Raw genomic sequence first — 16,814 nt, forward strand, 5'->3', positions numbered from 1 at the left:
CCCTAGGGCGCAGCGGCAGGCTTGCTCGACAAGCCCCAGACATAGGAGGCCAGCACATGGATCTGGGCCTCGGTCAGTCGGCCCTGCTGCCCCGGCATCTGATTTGTCCTGCCGGTGTTGATGATCGAGATGATCGCCTCCTGCCCGTAGCCGTGCAGCCAGACCTTGTCGGCCAGGTTGGGCGCACCCATCGCCGGGTTGCCGACACCGCCGATGCCGTGGCAGGCCGCGCAGGCGCTGAACTTGCTCTTACCCAGGCCGGCGCGGACCGAATCGTGCGGGCTGCCCGACAGGCTCAGCACATAGTTGGCGACGTTCTTGACGTCCTCGGGGGTGCCGACCGCCGCGGCCATCGGCGGCATCACGCCGGTGCGCCCCCGGGTGATCGATTCCTTGATCTTCTCGGGTGCGCCGCCGTGCAACCAGTCGCGATCGGCCAGGTTCGGAAAGCCCTTGCTGCCGCGTGCGTCCGAGCCGTGGCACTGCGCGCAGTTGTTGAGGAACAGACGCTCGCCGATCGCCGTCGCCGCGGGTTCGCCCGCCACGCGCTCGATCGGCATGGCCGCATAGGCGGCGTAGACGGGTTCGAGATCACGCTTGGCCTTGGCAAGGTCCTTCGCATACTCGTTCTCGGTACTCCATGCGAGCTGGCCCTGGTAACTGCCGAGCCCCGGATACGCGACCAGGTAGGCCACGCCGAAGATGATGGTGAGCACGAAGAGGCCGATCCACCAGCGCGGCATCGGATTGTTGGCTTCGCGCAGGTCTTCGTCCCAGACATGTCCGGTCGTTTCATCGGTCCCGCCCGGAACCTTCGCGCGGGCAACGAGCCACAGCAGCAATGCGCACAGCAGGATGCTGCCCAGCGAGGCAATGGCGACATAGTTCGACCAGAAGTCACTGAAGAAATCGCTCATGTTGCTCTCTCAGTCCTGTTCGAACGGCAATTGGGCTGCACCCTCGAAAGCCTTCGCGTTGCGGCGCGAGTAGGCCCATACGAGGATGCCGATGAAGGTGGCGAAGGAAATCAAGGTGGCGACGATCCGCAAGGTGGTGATGTCCATGGCGTGCTCCTTACTTGATCGCGAGCCCGAGCGACTGGAGATAGGCCACCAGCGCATCCATCTCGGTCTTCCCTTTCACCTCGGCCGCCGCGGCGGCGACCTGCTCATCGGTGAAAGGCACGCCGACGCGGCGCAGGGCACGCATGTGCGTCGCAGCCTCGGCTCCGTCGAGCGGCGCCTTCTCGAGCCAGGCGTAGCCCGGCATGTTCGATTCGGGCACCACATCGCGCGGGTTGTTCAGGTGGATGCGGTGCCACTCATCGCTGTACTTGCCGCCGACGCGCTGCAGATCAGGGCCGGTGCGCTTGCTGCCCCACTGAAACGGGTGGTCGTAGACGAACTCGCCGGCGACCGAGTAGTGGCCGTAGCGCAGCGTCTCGGCACGGAAGGGCCGGATCATCTGCGAGTGGCAGTTGTAGCAGCCCTCGCGCACGTAGACGTCGCGGCCCAGCACCTGCAGCGAACTCGGCGGCTGCATGCCCGCCACGGCCTGCGTGGTCGATTTCTGGAAGAAAAGCGGCACGATCTCGACCAGGCCGCCGACGGCGACGACCAGCAGGATCAGCACGATCATCAGGAAGTTGTTGGTCTCGATCTTCTCGTGCGAGAAGCCGGTCTTGGGAGGGTTCGAGCTCATGCTTTTCTTTCTCAGGCGTGGGCGGCTGCCGGCAGCGGAATGGATGCGCGCACCGAGCGTCCCGAGATGACGGTCATGACGACGTTCCATGCCATGACCAGCATCCCGCCCAGGTAGAGCAGACCGCCGATCAGGCGCACCACGTAGTAGGGATAGGTGGCCTTCACGCTCTCCACGAAGGTGTAGGTGAGCGTGCCGTCCGGGTTGATGGAGCGCCACATCAGGCCCTGCATGACGCCGGCGATCCACATGGCGGCGATGTAGAGCACGATGCCGATGGTGGACATCCAGAAATGCAGCTCGATCGCCTTGACGCTGTGCATCTCGCTACGGCTGTACATCCTCGGGATCAGGTAGTAAAGCGAGCCCATCGAGATCAGTCCCACCCAGCCGAGCGCGCCGGCATGCACGTGGCCGACGGTCCAGTCGGTGTAGTGGGAGAGCGCGTTGACCGTCTTGATCGACATCATCGGCCCCTCGAAGGTCGCCATGCCGTAGAACGAGAGCGCCACGATCAGGAAGCGCAGGATCGGGTCGGTGCGCAGCTTGTGCCAGGCGCCCGAGAGGGTCATGACGCCGTTGATCATTCCGCCCCAGCTCGGCGCCAGCAGGATCAGCGAGAACACCATGCCGATCGACTGGGTCCAGTCGGGCAGCGCCGTGTAGTGCAGGTGGTGCGGCCCTGCCCACATGTAGGTGAAGATCAGCGCCCAGAAGTGCACGATCGAGAGCCGGTACGAATACACCGGCCGGCCGGCCTGCTTGGGGATGTAGTAGTACATCATCCCGAGGAAGCCGGCCGTGAGGAAGAAGCCGACCGCGTTGTGGCCGTACCACCACTGCACCATCGCGTCCTGCACGCCGGCGTAGGCCGAGTAGCTCTTCATCAAGCCGGCGGGGATCGCCACGCTGTTGACGATGTGCAGCAGGGCGACCGCGATGATGAAGGCGCCATAGAACCAGTTGGCCACGTAGATGTGCCGGACCTTGCGCGTGCCGATGGTTCCAAAGAACACGACCGCATAGGCCACCCAGACCAGGGCGATCAGGATGTCGATTGGCCATTCGAGCTCCGCATATTCCTTGCCGCTCGTGTAGCCCATCGGCAGGCTGATGGCGGCAGCCACGATCACGGCCTGCCAGCCCCAGAAGACGAAGGACGCGAGCGCCGGCGCGAACAGGCGTACCTGGCAGGTGCGCTGCACCACGTGAAAGCTGGTGGCCATCAGCGCGCAGCCGCCGAAGGCGAAGATCACCGCGTTGGTGTGCAGCGGCCGCAGCCGGCCGTAGCTGAGCCAGGGAATGCCGAGGTTGAGCTCGGGCCAGGCCAGCTGCGAGGCGATGATGACGCCGACGAGCATGCCGACCACCCCCCACACGACCGACATCAGGGCGAGTTGCCGCACGACGGTGTCGCTGTAGACCGCTGCGGGAGGATTGGATACTTGCATCTTCTGGCCTTCTCGTGGATTGCGGTCAGTGTCCCGGCGCGACATGCGAGACGGTTTGATGCAGATCAATCGTTGCGCAGAATGCGCTCGCCCTCGCCTTCGACGTCGTCGAATTGGCCACGCTCGACGGCCCACCAGAGTCCGCCCAGGATCACCAGCACGAGCACGACCGAGAAGGGGATCAGGAGAAACAGGATGTCCATCAGCGCCCTTCCTCAACGGGCCTGGCCAGGCGCGCCGCATTGAGCACCACGAGCAGCGAACTCGCCGCCATCCCGAGCCCGGCGAGCCAGGCCGGCAGCCAGCCTGCGACGGCCAGCGGCACGCACAGCGCGTTGTAGCCGGCGGCCCACCAGAGGTTCTGCCGCACCACCCGCAGCGTGCGGCGTGCCTGCGCGACCGCTTGCGCAATGACGGCAAGCGAACCGCCCAGCACGACGAAGTCGGCTCGCGCCTGGGCCAGCGGAATGGCGTTGCCAAAGGCGAAAGAGACATGCGCGTGCGCCAGGATGGGGCCGTCATTGAGGCCATCGCCGACCATCGCGACGCGCCGACCGCTCGCTTGGAGCGCCTGCAGGACGCGCAGCTTCTCCTCGGGCGCACAGTCGCCACTGGCTTGCTCGATGCCGGCGCGGGCGGCGACCTCGCGCGCGGCTGCGTCGCGGTCGCCGGAGAGAAGCTGCACCGACACGCCCTGCCCTTGCAGCGCAGCCACCGCGACGCCCGCATCGGGGCGAAGATCCTCGGCCAGCACGAAGCTCGCCAGCCAGCCCTGCGCATCGCTCAGATGCACCTGCACCGCCTCGACCTCCAGCGGGGGAACCCCGCAAAAGGCTGCCGAGCCGAGGCGCACGCAACGCGCGGTGTCGTCCATCGCCGCTTTTCGGCGAACACGTGCTTCGACTCCGAGCCCACCGTACTCCGTCAGTTGAAGGATCTCCCACGCCGGCGCGGTGCGGAACTGGGCACTCCACGCCGTGACAAGGGCACGGCCTGCGGGATGCAGCGACTGCGCGGCGATCGCCGCGGCGAGTTCCACCGCGTCGCCCGGGCGCAGGCCTTGCCGGCAATAGGCGCGCTCGAGTCGGGGCACATCGCGCGTGAGCGTGCCGGTCTTGTCGAAGACCACGGTGTCGACCGAGGCGAGCGCCTCGAGCGCCTGCAGATTGCGCACCACGACGCCACGACGGGCCAGGAAGCCCGCACTCGCGAGCATCGCCGCCGGCGTGGCGAGCGACAACGCGCAGGGGCAGGTCACGATCAGCACCGCCACCGCGACCATCAACGCCCTGCCCGAATCGACCGGCCACCAGAACGCTGCGGCAAGGACGGCGGCAGTCAGAACCGCCACCAGGAAGGGCCGCGCCGCGCGATCCGCGAGCCGAGCGAGCCGCGGCTTCTGCAGCGAGGCGCTCTCCATCAGCGCCATGATCTGCGCGAAGCGCGTGTTCTGGCCCAGCGATTCGACCTGCATCTGCACCGCCGACGACAGGTTGTGACTGCCGGCCAAGACGCGCGTGCCGCAGGGACGCGGCACCGGGCGCGATTCGCCTGTCAACAAGGCCTCATCCGCCGTGGTGTCGCCGGCCGTCAGGATGCCGTCCGCCGGAAAAGCCTCGCCCGGCAGCACGCGCACGATGTCTCCAAGCGCAAGCCGGCGCACGGCCACGCGAGTGAATATTCCGTCGGCGCCGAGCCGCTCGATGCTGTCGGGCAGCCGGTTCATCAAGGCTTCGAGCGCGCCCGCCGTGCGGTCGCGCAGGCGCGTCTCGAGCCAGCGGCCGGTGAGCAGGAAGAACACGAACATCGTGAGGGAGTCGAAGTACACCTCGCCGCCCAGCGGGCCAGAGGCATCGAAGGTGGCCGCCGTGCTGACAACAAAGGTGATTGCGATGCCGAGCGCAACAGGCAGGTCCATGCCGATGCGCTTTCGGCGCAGATCAAGAAGCGCGCTGCGAAAGAACGGGCCGCACGAGAAAAGGATCACTGGCAGGGTGAGCACCCAGGAGGCCCAGCGCAGCAGCTGCGCGGCATCGGGCGTCATGTCTCCGGGCTCGGCGATGTACGCTGGGTAGGCATACATCATCACCTGCATCATGCAGAAGCCCGCGACCAGCCAGCGCCAGAGCGCGAGCCGCGCCTCGCGCGCACGCCGTGCACGCACGAACATGTCGCCGGCCGGCACGAGCCGGTAGCCGGCGGCCGAGCAGGCCGCGAACCAGCGCGAAGGCTTGACGGCCGCGGCCGACCACACAATACGGGCGCGCTGGGTTGCGGCATTGACTTCCGCCTTCTCGACGCCCGGCACCTGTGCCAGCGCCGCCTCGACCGTGAAGGCGCAGGCTGCACAATGCATGCCCTCGACCACAACCTGCGATTCCCAGCGGCCCGCCGCAGGCTGGTCGTCGAGCGAACGCCCGAATGCCGGCCACTCGGTCGCATCGTCCAGCAGCGAGCAGTCCGCCTGTGCCGCGAGATCGGCGGACATGGGGTCGTGGCGGGCGGGCGGGCTGGACGCAGCTGCGGCTTGCATTGTGCAAGGCTATTGGCACGCATGCAGGGCGGCCTTGATCTGCATCAAACCCCCATCACACCGCGTTCCGTACGCTTGCAACGTTCATCCTCATAGGGGAAAGATCATGTTCAAACGCATCCTCGTCGCCACGGACGGCTCCGCGCTCTCGAAGAAGGCCGTGAAAAGCGCCGTCGCCCTGGCGGCTCAGAACAATGCCGACCTCGTGGCAGTCACGGTCGTGCCTCGCTATCCGAAGGCCTATTTCGACGGCGCGATGGTCTTCTCGCACGACGAGGTCGCGCGCATTGAGCGGCAGTGGGCCGAGACCGCGCAGGGCACGTTGGACGAAGCCACTACGCTGGCAGAGGCAGCGGGTGTCAGGAGCAAGACGGCAACCATCAACTCGGACCTCGTGGGGGACGCAGTGATCGCCGCCGCAAAGAAGCACAAGAGCGACTTGATCGTCATGGCATCGCACGGCCGCAAGGGCATCAAGCGGCTGTTGCTCGGGAGCGAGACACAGCATGTGCTGACCCATTCGGCGTTGCCGGTATTGGTGCTTCGTTGAATGAGGAGTGGACCCCATGATCTCGAGGCACACCCGAACGCTGAAGGCGCTGGCCTTCGTTCTTGCAACCCTTGGAGCGACAGCCCTGCTGGTGGCCGCAGGTCTTGCTGAAGAGCCGCAGCCGGCGGCCGCGATGAGAGCTTGCATCATCTGTCTGCCGGTCAATGCCCGTTGAGGGGCGATCCACACGAGCCATCTGGCTGCCGACGAATGGGTGTTGTTGGCCTCTTCAAGCACCGTCAGAAGCCCGATCTATCTCTCGCAGCCGGATCCGCGAGAGGCAAGCCCATGGAAGGGGCGTCGGATCGATCCGAGGCTGACATCTGATCCGCTTATTCAAGCTCATTGACCTGACGCACCATCCAGCAGGTTCTCGATGAATCCAAAGTGTTGGGATGCCCAGCGCTTGAGCTCGTCGATGGAAGGACCATGAAAGTTTCCAGAACGCGGCCTCCATGGCGCCGCGCGTGAGACAACGAGCGCCCACGGCGCCATTGAATGAAAGTTCCCCCTCAAGGGGCTTGCAGTCGCCCGGGGGGCTTACCGGCGCTTGAGCCGGGCCGCTTGCGCCGAGTTGATCTTTCTTTCGTTTGAGCCGTGATGGCGTCGTCATCGCGCGATCGTCCGCCGGCGTCAAACGACGAGACCTCGCGCTCACCGTCTCGAAGCGCTTGCAGCAGTGAAGCCGCAGCCAATCTGAATTTCATTGATGCTCGTGTCATGACTTCTCCGCGGACAATGGCCGAGACTAGCGAGCAGCCGGGACATGGCACTTGCGCTCGATCAAGCTTTGCCACGCCGGCCGAAAACGCTGCGTTGATTCAGCGCAAGCCACAGCGCAAGCTCGAAACCTAGGCTACGTGGGTTCTTGTCCGCTCTCACCCGTACCAGCCATCAGGCCGATTGCAAAGGAGATCCTCATTCAAGCCCTCGTGTACAACGGCCCAGGTCGCCAGACGCTGGAAGTCCGCTCCAAGCCGATCATCAGCAGGCCCACCGACGCGATCATCAGGAATCACGAAGATGACCATCTGCGGCACCGACCTGCACATCCTCAAGGGTGACGCGCCGAGCTGCCAACCCGCAACCGTACCGCGCCATGAAGGCGTGGGCATCGGCGACGCCGTGGGTCCGGGTGTTTCCGCGTTCAAGCCTGGAGACAGGGTCCAGATCTCCGGCATGACCATGCTGCTGCAGTTCGTGGTGAGCTTCGGCTTCATCCTGCCGGTGAATGCGCCGCAGAACATGCTGGCGGCGACCGTTCTGCTGGGGATCTTCGCGCTGACGTACTGGTCATGGATGGGATACATGACCCAGGCGGCCTGACGCCATGGCAAAGGCAGCCCGCCTCGACGAGCCGGCCACGAAGGACATCGACGAGGTCGCGCGTGCGCTCGGGGCGGACGTCGACAAAGGGCTCACTTCGCAGGAGGCGTCACGCCGACTTTCGGAAAGCGGTCCGAATGAACTTCGCGCCAGCCCGCAGACGCCGACCTGGCGCCGCATCCTGTCGCAGTTCCAGGATCCGCTGATCTACCTGCTGCTGGTCGCCGTCGCCATCGCGCTCATTGCCTGGGCGATCGAAGGCCGGGAAGGCTGGCCCGTGGATGCGATCGTCATCGCGACGATCGTCCTGCTCAACGCCGTGTTGGGCTATCTGCAGCAGGCCAAGGCGGCGAACGCCGTGGCCGCGCTGGCCCGGATGACCGCCGCGACTTCGGCCGTCGTGCGCGACGGGCAGTCGCTGCGCGTTCCCAGCGCCGAACTGGTGTGCGGGGACCTGCTTGTCCTCGGCGAGGGTGACGCCGTTGGGGCGGACGCGCGCCTGATTCAGGCCACATCGCTGCGCGTGCAGGAAGCCTCTCTCACCGGCGAGAGCGAAGCGGTGCTCAAGGACGCCGCCACGCTTCAGGATTGCGCTGCACTCGGCGACCGCCTCGACATGGTCTTCAAGGGAACGGCCGTCGCGCAGGGAACCGGCCGCGCCGTCGTCACGGCGACCGGGATGGACACCGAGATGGGCGCGATTGCCGAAATGCTCGAGGCCACCGCCCAGGAGCCGACGCCGCTCGAGAAGGAGGTCGGACGCATCGGGCGCATGCTGGGCATCGCGGTCGTCATCATCGCCGTCGTGGTGGTGGGGACCATCCTGCTGATCTCCGACATCCGCAGCGCCGCAGATGTCATCACCGTCCTGTTGCTCGGCGTCTCGCTGGCGGTGGCGGCCGTGCCCGAAGGGCTGCCGGCGATCCTGTCGGTGGTGCTCGCCCTGGGAGTGCAGCGGATGGCAAAGCACAACGCGATTGTCAAGAACCTGTCGTCCGTGGAGACGCTCGGGTCGGCGTCGGTCATCTGCTCGGACAAGACAGGAACGTTGACCCGGGCGGAGATGACCATTGAGAGGGTGATCACCGCCTCGGGCAGTTCCCGCGTCACCGGGGTGGGGTACGCGCCGCAGGGACGGGTCGAGCACGAAGGCGTCGAACTTGAGCCCGGGGCGCTGCGCGAGGAGCACATCGTGGTGCTCAGCGGCGGCAGCCTGGCCGGCAATGCCGACCTGCGCCAAGGACCGGATGGCCAATGGGAGATCCAGGGCGATCCCACGGAGGCGGCCTTTCTGGTAGCCGAGCGCAAGCTGGGCGTCACCGGGCGGCGCGAGCGGCGTTTCGAGCGCATCGGGGAAATCCCGTTCACGTCCGAGCGCAAGATGATGTCGACGATCGAGCGCGACCACGAGCACGGCGACGAAGTCGTGCTGATCACCAAGGGAGCCCCGGACGTCCTGCTCGATCGGTGCACCCGGGCGCGGGTGGGAATGGACGCGGTCGTTCTCGACGGCTCGCTTCGGGCGCGGATCCTCGCCGACGTCGAAACGCTGTCCGACGCGGCGCTGCGGACGCTGGCCGTGGCCTACCGCCCGCTCGGGCCCGAGGAAGATCCGCTGATCACGGAAGCGCTCGAACGCGATCTCGTGTTCGTCGGCACCGTGGGCATCATCGACCCGCCGCGCGAGGAAGCGGCCGTGGCCATTCGCGAGGCCCGGCGCGCAGGAATCCGCGTGATCATGATCACCGGTGACCATCCCCGCACGGCTGTGCGCATCGCCACGGATCTCGGGATTGTGGAATCCGGCGTGACCGCGCTGACCGGCATCGAGATCGATGGGCTGGACGATGCGGCCTTCGCCGAGGCAGTGCGCAAGACCTCGGTCTACGCCCGGGTGGCGCCCGCGCACAAGCTGCGCATCGTCGATGCGCTGCAGGCCGATGGCAACGTCGTCGCGATGACCGGCGACGGCGTCAACGACGCTCCGGCATTGAGATCGGCAGACATCGGTATTGCAATGGGTGTGACCGGGACCGAGGTCACGAAGGAGGCCGCCAAGATGATCCTCGTCGACGACAACTTCGCCACGATCGTCGCGGCCGTGCGCGAAGGGCGCGCCATCTTCGACGACATCCGCAAATTCCTGCGCTACCTGCTGTCCTCGAACATGGGCGAAGTACTGACCGTCTTCCTGGGTGTCGTGGGAGCCGGCGTGATCGGGCTCACGGGTTCCGGCGAGGCGCTGGTGCTGCCGCTGCTGGCGACGCAGATTCTCTGGATCAATCTGATCACCGACTCGGGGCCCGCACTGGCGATGGGTGTCGACCCGCCCACCGACGATGTCATGGCCCGAAGGCCGAGGCGGCTCACCGAACGGGTGATCGACGCGCGAATGTGGGCAGGGGTGATCCAGATCGGCGCCGTGATGGCCGCGATGACGCTGCTGACAATCGACATCCACCTGCCCGGCGGGCTGATCGAGGGCACGCACGACCTCGCCACTGCGCGCACTGCGGGCTTCACGGTGCTCGTCTTCGCCCAGTTGTTCAACTGCTTCAATGCGCGCTCCGAAACCACGAGTGCCTTCTCGCATCTGTTCGTCAATCCTTGGCTCTGGGGGGCGGTTGCGCTTTCGGTTCTGCTGCAGGTGGCGGTTGTCCATCTCGACTTCCTCAACCTCGCCTTTGGCACGGTGCCGCTGGCTGTCGATCAATGGCTGGTGTGCGCTGCGATGGCCAGCGTGGTGCTGTGGTTCAGCGAGCTTCGCAAGCTGGTGAAACGCGCACAGGACCGATGAGAACCGGATCGCCACTCGCTCGTACAAGACGGCTTCGGACAGGGTCGCGGAAGTGGCGATCAATCTGTACTCTGCCGAGACATTTCTCTTCGACATGAGGCTGCGGCCGCATGACGCGTCCGGCCGGGTTTGCAGTGCGGATTCAACCGGTCGATGCGACTGCTGCTGACTTCGGCAGTCGGGCCAGACCGGACATCGCAAATGCCAAAGACCCCTAGCCCATGAATTCACCGGCGTGCGATAGTGAACCCCCTTGCACTCATGCGAACCGGAATGCGCTTGCAACGGAAGACGGCAATCGCCATCGCCCTCGCCGCGCTGACGACTGGGGCGGTCACCATCGTCTGGTGGCAGTGGCCCGCGCGCGTGGAAACCGCGCTGCCTACGCGCGGTCCGGCGATCGAGGCGGTGTACGCCACGGGCACGGTCGAACCCACGGTGATGGTGCCGGTGGCGCCGCGCGCCGGCGGACGGCTGGTGGCGATCGAGGCCGAGGAAGGCGCGCCGGTAAAGCGCGGCCAGGTGCTCGCGCGCATCGAGTCGATCGACCTCGATCAGACCGTGCTGGAGATGCGCGCGCGCGAACAGCTGGCGCGCGCCCAGTTCGAGCGCACCCGCAACCTGGTGGAGAAGCGCTTCGTCGCGCCGGCCGAGCTCGACCGCACGCGCAGCGAGCTGCAGGTCGCGCAGGCTGCTGCGAAGCGGGCCCAAGCCCAACGCGACTACAACCAACTCGTGGCCCCGGCCGACGGCATGGTGCTGCGCCGCGATGGCGAAGCCGGCCAGTTCGTGCCTGCCGGCCAGGCGGTGTTCACGCTGGCCTGCTGCGCGCCGCTGCGCGTGACGGCTGAGGTCGACGAAGAGGACATCGCCCGTGTCGCGGTCGGCCAGAAGGTTACGATGCGCAGCGATGCCTTGCCCAAGCGCCTGTTCGACGGCGAGGTGGCCGAGATCACGCCCAAGGGCGATCCGGTGTCGCGCAGCTACCGGGTGCGCGTCCGCCTCGCCGACGCGCCCGCCGTCGATGCCGGCCCGCTGCGCAGCGGCATGACGATGGACGCCAACCTGATCGTGTCGCGCCGCGAAGGGGCGCTACTGATACCGAACCGCGCGCTGAAGGGCGACGCCGTGTGGGTGTTGGCGCAGGGTCGAGTGAAGCGGCGCACGGTGAACAAGGGCGTGGTCGGCGGCGAGCGCACCGAGATCGTCACCGGACTCGCGGATGGCGAAGAAGTGGTGCTGTCGCCGCCCGACGCGTTGCGCGACGGGCAGCGCGCGCGCAGCGCGCCCGCCTCGGCTGCCTCGGCACCATCGACCCAACGGTGACGCCATGGCGATCGCACTCGACGTCGCGCTGGCTCACCTGACTAGTCGCAAGCGGCAGACCCTGGTCTCGCTCACCGGCGTCGTGCTCGGCGTGGCCTTCTTCCTCGCTGTGTCGGGGCTGATGCGCGGCTCGGAGGCAGACTTTCTCAAGCGTCTGGTCGACAACAGCCCGCACATCACCGTCTACGACGAGATGCGCCACGGCCGCGCGCAGCCGGCCGCGATGCGCTGGCCCGATGGCGCAGTCAGCGTGCACAACGTGCGGCCGCCGCGTGAGACGCGCGGCATACGCGGCTGGTCGCAGCGGCTGGCCGTCATCGAGGCTTTGCCGGGTGTGCGCGCCGCGCCGGTGCTCGCCGACGCAGCCGTGCTCACCTTCGCTGGGCGCCAGCAGGGCGTCACCTTGTCCGGCGTGGTGCCAGAGAAGATGAAGCATGTGACGACCATCGAAGAGAAGATGCTCGAGGGCTCGCTCGAAGCGCTTGCTGCCGACCCCAACGGGGTTGTCGTCGGCCGCGGCCTGGTCGACAAGTTCAGCCTGCGCCTGGGAAGTACGCTGATCGTGCTGGCCGCCGACGGCACCAGCCGATCCTTGCGCGTGGTCGGCATCTTTCGCACCGGCAACGCCACGTACGACGAGGCCCAGGCCTTTGTGCTGCTCAAGCGCGCGCAGTCGCTGCTAGGGCGCGAGAACCGCGTCAACCGCTTTGTCATCCAAGTCGCCGACCCGTATGCGGCGCAGAGCGTGGCGCAGACCATCGAGGCCGCCACGGGCTACAAGTCGGTGTCGTGGATCGAGGCCTCAGAAGACCTGCTGAGCCTGCTTCTGGTGCGCAACATCATCATGTACAGCGTGGTCTCGGCGATCCTGGTGGTGGCCGCGTTCGGCATCTACAACACGATCTCGACCATCGTGATGGAAAAGACGCGCGACATCGCGATCATGAAGTCGATGGGCTTCCACGCGCGCGACCTGCGCCGCATTTTCCTACTCGAAGGGCTGATCGTCGGACTCATCGGCAGCGCCTTAGGCGAACTGCTCGGCCTGTCTCTGATGCGGCTGCTGGAGCAGATCGAGATCCGTCCGCCCGGCGTGACCGAGGTCGTGCACCTGCCGATGTTCTGGGGCGCCGAACAGTACGCGCTGGCGGCGGCGTTTGCGATGCTTTCGTGCCTGGCGGCCTCGTATCTTCCGGCGCGGCGCGCCGGACGCGTAAATCCTGTGGACATCCTGCGGGGTGCGGCATGAGTGGCGGTGAATCGGCGTCTGGCCCGGCGATTCGTGTCGAACACGTGACCCGCACGCTCCAAGGCGAGGTGCCGGTCACGCTGGTGAGCGACGTGAGCCTGCAGATCGAGCGCGGCGAGTTTGTCTGCGTGATGGGGCCTTCGGGCTCGGGCAAGTCCTCCCTGCTATACCTGCTGGGGCTGCTCGACGTGCCCACGCGTGGGCGCGTCTGGATCGACGGCGAAGATACGAGCAGCTTCGACGACGACCGGCTCACGGATTTTCGGCTGTTGCGGCTGGGCTATGTGTTCCAGTTCCATTTCTTGCTAGCCGAGTTCAGCGCGCTCGACAATGTGTCGCTGCCCATGCGAAAGCTGGGCCGCGTGTCCGACGAAGCGGCCCGGGCGCGCGCCGCCGAGCTATTGGATCGATTCGGCCTAGCGGGCCAGCACCACAAGCGGCCGAGCCAGTTGTCGGGTGGCCAGCGCCAGCGCGTCGCGATCGCCCGTGCGCTGGCGAATGACCCGCTCGTGATCCTCGCCGACGAGCCGACCGGCAACCTCGATTCGGTCGCCAGCACCAACGTGCGCGACATCCTGCGCAACCTGACCCACGAGTTCGATAAGACCGTGGTTGCCGTCACGCACGACGCCAACTTTGCCTCTGTGGCAGACCGGCGCATCGGCATCGTCGACGGCCGCATCGACATGGCATGGCGGCCGGATTGACGCCAGCCGCTTGGCCGCTGTTCCACGGTTCGCGCGCACATGTTGAGTTTGCTTCCATGGCGCGCCTTGTCCCTGCGCGCGAGGCTCGACACCGTGCGCACGACGAACCGGACGCCATCGCTGTCGAGGAGGATGGTCTGAGTCTCGATCGGCTTCAGTGCACCGTCTGCCAGGGCGCGCCACATTGCGTTTTGGACGATGACGCTTCCTAGATGAGCAATCGGCCTCGCCCTCGTTGTGGCTGCGGATCACGGTCTCGATCGAAGGGTTGAGCGCGCCGTCTGGATCGCTGGCCCCACACCGCGATGAATGGAAACTCTGCCCCATAAACGCACCTGCGAAGCGGGTGTACGAGGCATAGAGACCAAGAGCCAAGACCACGCCGCGATCACTCACCAGCGTTCTTGAGCCTTGGTGGCGTTGGGGGCCGTCCGTGGTGACACGATGCTGGCCGCGTTGGCCCAGCAGCACGACGTGCCTCCCAACCAGATCACCGACAGGAAGGCGCAATTGCTCGAGCGGCCGCCATACGGGGCATGCCGCTGGTGTGAGTGAGCGAATCGCGGCTGCCATGGGGGTCGCGCTTGCACGCCGGCACGTTTCCCAAGAAACAGGCCGATAGCGACGATGGTGCAAGAATAGGGTGTGCAGCAGTCCGTGGCCGGCACGCAAAGCCCGCGTGGCAGGCAGCCCTGACTAGCGCAGTACCAGCACGGGCGTGTGCGAGTGGGTCAGGACGTGCAGCGTCTCGCTACCCATCAGCAGCCGCGTGAGGCCCCGGCGCCCGTGCGAAGCCATCACGATCAAGTCGCACTCGTGGGTTTTGGCGACGTCGACGATGGACTCGGCCACCAGGTTCGACTTCATGACCACGGCCTCCGCACTGCGAACCCCCTTGGCGAGCGCGGCGCTTTTGACTGCGTCGACCAACTTCTGGGCGGCAGCGACCGAACGATGACGCGACTCTTCGATCTCCCGGTCGTTCAACAACACGGTCGAGCCGTCAAAGTAGCTGTGCGGTTCGAGGTGAGCGACAGTGACTGCAAACAGCTCGGCCCCGGTCAGCACGCTCAGGTCGATCGCCTTGGCGACGGCCTGTTCGGACAGCGCGGAACCATCGGTAGCGACAAGAATGCGTTTGAACATGGCGATTCTCCAAGGATAGCGAAGATTACTCCCGATTGACCCAGATCTTGCGTGCCGGCGGGCGCCGGGCAAATCCCCTCCGCAGTGGAGTGTGAGGATTGGGTTCGACGCGGACGCGAAGCGGACAAGTAGGTCGTGTCGCTCCAGAATGCTGGGATGCTGGCCGAAAGCCCTTATCGCTTGTGACCCTTCCACCATGGACCATGTCAAATTCGCCCTGAGGCTGCTGGTCGCCCTGTTTTTTATCACGCTGAGCTTCTTCTGGCTGGAAGCCGCATGGGATTTGTCGCACGCGATTGACCCAGCCACCGGGGAGGCCGTGCGGCTGTCGCAACTTCGAGCGACGCCGGCGATGGTGCGTTCGCTCTCTTCGTCTTTCGCCGGCGCCTACAACACGCTGATCGCCCTGCTGTTGACCTTCATCTCCCTGGCCATCCCGATCACAGCCAATCTCTACACCCCGAAGCTGATCGAAATCTTCATCCGCGACCGCATCAACCTGTTTGTGCTCTGCACCTGCGCGATTCTCGCCTCCCACAACCTGTTCGCCTTCAGCCTTTCGTTCGACCAATGGACCGGACAACTGCCGTTCGCGCTTGCGGTTGCCGGTGCGATCTTCGGCTGGCTCTTGCTGCTGCCGTACTACTTCTATGTCGTCAGCTTCATTGACCCGCTGACGATCATCAAGCGGGTGCGCAACAGCCTGATGCACGAACTCGACGACGCTGCCGCCGGCAAGCATTCGGTGGCTGTGTCCCAGCATCGCGTCAACCAGAAGATCGCCAACCTCGGCAGCGTGCTGCTGCGCGCGGCGGATCGAGCTGATCGCGACGTGACCTTCGACGCAATCCAGACACACATGCTGGAACTGGCTCGCTTACGCGATGTGAAGGCGCGGCTGCCCGAGAAGTTCTTCCAGGTCGGCAACGACCTGCTCGTCGGCCTGTCCGGCGACGCCACCGACATTCTCAGCGAGGCCCGCATCTGGATGGAGCACCGCATTGCCATTCAGTTGGTCCTGGCCTTCAAGAGCGTGCTGGGGAAGATGCCGGACGGCGTGAGCGCCATGGCCCAGGCGGTCAAGAACGCCGCGCACGAAGAGGCGTGCCGGCGCAACGATGCTGTCTTCGACCTGCTCGTGCGCGTGCTGAATTGTTTCACGCGCGAGGCGATCAAGAAGAAAGAGAATGCCTCCGTCTTCAATGTCGTCTACTCGTACAAGGCCCTGATCCGTCGCTTGCTCAGCGACCGTCCCGAGCAGGTTCCTCGACTGGTACGCTACCTGCGCTTTTACGCCGAGTACGCGCGCATGCAGGGGCTGCCTTTCATCTATGAACTGGTCAGTTACGAGTTGAGCGAACTGACCGAGCGCGCCTACGAGCGCAAGGCTGCGCCAGCGCGAGAGCTGCTCGATGCCGTGCTCGCCTTCGACGGCGCCGCGCAGAGCGTAGGCTTGGTCAAGTCGCGTGCAATTCTCGCGGCCTATTTCCTCGAGTGCGGGTTGACGCAGGAGTTGGAACTCGTGGAGGCCTCGTTGCGGGGCGTGACGCCGGCTGTCATCGAGAAAGCGAAGCTCGGCATCCTTTCCGTGCAGGACCGAGTGTTCTGGGAACTGAATGACCGCGGCCTCAACTTCGACTTCGTCGAACCGCAGCGCCGGACACGGGTGACCGAAGTCTTCGAGCGGCTGAAGGCCAACACAAGCTGACTGCCGGGACCGCGTCATCGAACAAGCGATGCCCCGCCATTGCGACCAAGAGCCGAAGACCGGCAATGCCGCCTGCGCCCAGGCTGGCGCGCTACAGCAAGCCCTTGGCGTCGCGCGGGGTGTGGCATTCCATGCGGTGGCCGACGTTGGCGAGGTACTCCCCGTATTTCACCTTCTTGCTGGTGGCCGGTGCCTGTACGCTCTTGACGACCGGGCCGTAACTGGTCGGCAGACGGATGTTGAATTTCGACTTGGGTACTTCATTCCTGACGGCGGGCTGCACCCTCAGGTAGGCGATGATGGCGGCAAGGTTGGCGAAC

Annotated in this window: 15 protein-coding genes and 3 pseudogenes; 9 read left to right on the plus strand and 9 right to left on the minus strand. The window is 65.8% G+C overall.

The window, feature by feature from the left end; all coding sequences use genetic code 11:
* Positions 1-2 precede the first annotated feature (2 nt).
* The 6 genes from ccoP to BLS74_RS26875 all read right to left on the minus strand — a co-directional run bounded on the left by ccoP (position 3) and on the right by BLS74_RS26875 (position 5,640).
* A complete protein-coding gene (ccoP, locus tag BLS74_RS26850; protein WP_093110215.1) occupies positions 3-917 on the minus strand; it encodes a cytochrome-c oxidase, cbb3-type subunit III in 915 nt (304 codons plus the stop codon).
* Between the two features lie 9 nt (positions 918-926).
* Positions 927-1,064, minus strand: coding sequence for a cbb3-type cytochrome oxidase subunit 3 (locus BLS74_RS26855; RefSeq protein ID WP_093110216.1), 138 nt, complete (start codon positions 1,062-1,064; stop codon positions 927-929).
* A gap of 10 nt (positions 1,065-1,074) precedes the next feature.
* Positions 1,075-1,701 carry a cytochrome-c oxidase, cbb3-type subunit II gene (ccoO, locus tag BLS74_RS26860; protein ID WP_093110217.1) on the minus strand — a complete coding sequence of 209 codons (627 nt, stop codon included), beginning with the start codon at positions 1,699-1,701 and terminating at the stop codon, positions 1,075-1,077.
* An 11-nt stretch (positions 1,702-1,712) separates the two neighbouring features.
* On the minus strand, positions 1,713-3,152 hold the full coding sequence (ccoN, locus tag BLS74_RS26865) for a cytochrome-c oxidase, cbb3-type subunit I (protein ID WP_093110218.1): 1,440 nt from the start codon (positions 3,150-3,152) through the stop codon (positions 1,713-1,715).
* 65 nt (positions 3,153-3,217) lie between these two features.
* Entirely contained in the window at positions 3,218-3,355 is a 138-nt protein-coding gene (gene ccoS, locus BLS74_RS26870) for a cbb3-type cytochrome oxidase assembly protein CcoS (RefSeq protein WP_093110219.1), read from the minus strand.
* Positions 3,355-5,640, minus strand: coding sequence for a heavy metal translocating P-type ATPase (locus BLS74_RS26875; RefSeq protein WP_244504013.1), 2,286 nt, complete (start codon positions 5,638-5,640; stop codon positions 3,355-3,357). The genes ccoS and BLS74_RS26875 overlap by 1 nt, the downstream gene beginning before the upstream one ends.
* A 151-nt stretch (positions 5,641-5,791) precedes the next feature.
* Here BLS74_RS26875 and BLS74_RS26880 point away from each other — a divergent pair, with 151 nt between their 5' ends.
* The 7 genes and pseudogenes from BLS74_RS26880 to BLS74_RS26905 all read left to right on the plus strand — a co-directional run bounded on the left by BLS74_RS26880 (position 5,792) and on the right by BLS74_RS26905 (position 13,640).
* Positions 5,792-6,235 carry a universal stress protein gene (locus BLS74_RS26880; protein WP_093110221.1) on the plus strand — a complete coding sequence of 148 codons (444 nt, stop codon included), beginning with the start codon at positions 5,792-5,794 and terminating at the stop codon, positions 6,233-6,235.
* 16 nt (positions 6,236-6,251) lie between these two features.
* Positions 6,252-6,410, plus strand: a complete 159-nt coding sequence (locus BLS74_RS34565) for a hypothetical protein (protein WP_170855718.1) — start codon at positions 6,252-6,254, stop codon at positions 6,408-6,410.
* Positions 6,411-7,155: 745 nt separating this feature from the next.
* Positions 7,156-7,411: pseudogene (locus BLS74_RS35200) on the plus strand (alcohol dehydrogenase catalytic domain-containing protein); the annotation flags it as partial.
* A gap of 154 nt (positions 7,412-7,565) precedes the next feature.
* A complete protein-coding gene (locus BLS74_RS26890; protein ID WP_093110222.1) occupies positions 7,566-10,358 on the plus strand; it encodes a cation-translocating P-type ATPase in 2,793 nt (930 codons plus the stop codon).
* Between the two features lie 279 nt (positions 10,359-10,637).
* Positions 10,638-11,684, plus strand: coding sequence for an efflux RND transporter periplasmic adaptor subunit (locus BLS74_RS26895; RefSeq protein WP_170855719.1), 1,047 nt, complete (start codon positions 10,638-10,640; stop codon positions 11,682-11,684).
* Between the two features lie 4 nt (positions 11,685-11,688).
* Complete coding sequence (locus BLS74_RS26900; protein ID WP_093110224.1) at positions 11,689-12,933, plus strand: ABC transporter permease; 1,245 nt, start codon at positions 11,689-11,691, stop codon at positions 12,931-12,933.
* 44 nt (positions 12,934-12,977) lie between these two features.
* Positions 12,978-13,640, plus strand: coding sequence for an ABC transporter ATP-binding protein (locus BLS74_RS26905; protein WP_212733701.1), 663 nt, complete (start codon positions 12,978-12,980; stop codon positions 13,638-13,640).
* Between the two features lie 53 nt (positions 13,641-13,693).
* On the opposite strand, the pseudogene BLS74_RS35570 reads toward BLS74_RS26905, so the two are convergent.
* Positions 13,694-13,825, minus strand: a pseudogene (locus BLS74_RS35570) (hypothetical protein); the annotation flags it as partial.
* A gap of 150 nt (positions 13,826-13,975) precedes the next feature.
* On the opposite strand from BLS74_RS35570, the pseudogene BLS74_RS35210 reads away from it, so the two are divergent.
* Positions 13,976-14,159, plus strand: a pseudogene (locus tag BLS74_RS35210) (hypothetical protein); the annotation flags it as partial.
* Positions 14,160-14,336: 177 nt separating this feature from the next.
* Here the strand turns inward: BLS74_RS35210 and BLS74_RS26910 are convergent.
* Positions 14,337-14,786 carry a universal stress protein gene (locus BLS74_RS26910; protein ID WP_093110226.1) on the minus strand — a complete coding sequence of 150 codons (450 nt, stop codon included), beginning with the start codon at positions 14,784-14,786 and terminating at the stop codon, positions 14,337-14,339.
* Positions 14,787-14,982: 196 nt separating this feature from the next.
* On the opposite strand from BLS74_RS26910, the gene BLS74_RS26915 reads away from it, so the two are divergent.
* Positions 14,983-16,494, plus strand: coding sequence for a DUF2254 family protein (locus BLS74_RS26915; RefSeq protein WP_170855720.1), 1,512 nt, complete (start codon positions 14,983-14,985; stop codon positions 16,492-16,494).
* Between the two features lie 91 nt (positions 16,495-16,585).
* On the opposite strand, the gene BLS74_RS26920 is transcribed toward BLS74_RS26915, so the two are convergent.
* Positions 16,586-16,777, minus strand: a complete 192-nt coding sequence (locus tag BLS74_RS26920; protein WP_093110228.1) for a hypothetical protein — start codon at positions 16,775-16,777, stop codon at positions 16,586-16,588.
* Positions 16,778-16,814 lie beyond the last annotated feature (37 nt).

Source organism: Variovorax sp. CF079, from assembly GCF_900101545.1.
GTDB lineage: Bacteria > Pseudomonadota > Gammaproteobacteria > Burkholderiales > Burkholderiaceae_C > Variovorax.